1 rRNA gene is annotated in these 1,414 nt (G+C 55.9%); it reads right to left on the bottom strand.

Going from position 1 to position 1,414, the window contains the following annotated elements:
• Positions 1–21 precede the first annotated feature (21 nt).
• Positions 22–1,414 (bottom strand): 23S ribosomal RNA (locus AB0912_RS35875); the annotation flags it as partial.

Genomic DNA, 1,414 nt, shown 5'->3' with positions numbered 1-1,414 from the left:
ACACAGTGGACGCGAGCAACTGAGGACAAGCCCTCGGCCTATTAGTACCAGTCACCTCCAGCGGTTACCCGCCTTCCAGATCTGGCCTATCAACCCAGTCGTCTACTGGGAGCCTTAACCCCTCAAAGGGGGTGGGAATACTCATCTTGAAGCAGGCTTCCCGCTTAGATGCTTTCAGCGGTTATCCCTCCCGAACGTAGCCAACCAGCCATGCCCTTGGCAGGACAACTGGCACACCAGAGGTTCGTCCGTCCCGGTCCTCTCGTACTAGGGACAGCCCTTCTCAATATTCCTACGCGCACAGCGGATAGGGACCGAACTGTCTCACGACGTTCTAAACCCAGCTCGCGTACCGCTTTAATGGGCGAACAGCCCAACCCTTGGGACCGACTCCAGCCCCAGGATGCGACGAGCCGACATCGAGGTGCCAAACCATCCCGTCGATATGGACTCTTGGGGAAGATCAGCCTGTTATCCCCGGGGTACCTTTTATCCGTTGAGCGACGGCGCTTCCACAAGCCACCGCCGGATCACTAGTCCCGACTTTCGTCCCTGCTCGACCCGTCGGTCTCACAGTCAAGCTCCCTTGTGCACTTACACTCAACACCTGATTACCAACCAGGCTGAGGGAACCTTTGGGCGCCTCCGTTACTCTTTAGGAGGCAACCGCCCCAGTTAAACTACCCATCAGACACTGTCCCTGATCCGGATCACGGACCCAGGTTAGACATCCAGCACGACCAGACTGGTATTTCAACGACGACTCCACACACACTGGCGTGCATGCTTCACAGTCTCCCAGCTATCCTACACAAGCCGAACCGAACACCAATATCAAACTGTAGTAAAGGTCCCGGGGTCTTTCCGTCCTGCTGCGCGAAACGAGCATCTTTACTCGTAGTGCAATTTCACCGGGCCTATGGTTGAGACAGTCGAGAAGTCGTTACGCCATTCGTGCAGGTCGGAACTTACCCGACAAGGAATTTCGCTACCTTAGGATGGTTATAGTTACCACCGCCGTTTACTGGCGCTTAAGTTCTCAGCTTCGCCACCCCGAAGAATGACTAACCGGTCCCCTTAACGTTCCAGCACCGGGCAGGCGTCAGTCCGTATACATCGCCTTACGGCTTCGCACGGACCTGTGTTTTTAGTAAACAGTCGCTTCTCGCTGGTCTCTGCGGCCACCCCCAGCTCACCGAGCAAATCGGATCACCAGTGATGGCCCCCCTTCTCCCGAAGTTACGGGGGCATTTTGCCGAGTTCCTTAACCATAGTTCACCCGAACGCCTCGGTATTCTCTACCTGACCACCTGAGTCGGTTTAGGGTACGGGCCGCCATGAAACTCGCTAGAGGCTTTTCTCGACAGCATAGGATCATCCACTTCACCACAATCGGCTCGGCATCAGGTCTCAG

Origin of the sequence: Streptomyces sp. NPDC007084, assembly GCF_040703595.1 — a bacterium.
Taxonomy (GTDB): domain Bacteria; phylum Actinomycetota; class Actinomycetes; order Streptomycetales; family Streptomycetaceae; genus Streptomyces.
Note: the sequence above shows the minus strand (reverse complement) of the source record. Positions and strands in the feature narration are given on the sequence as shown.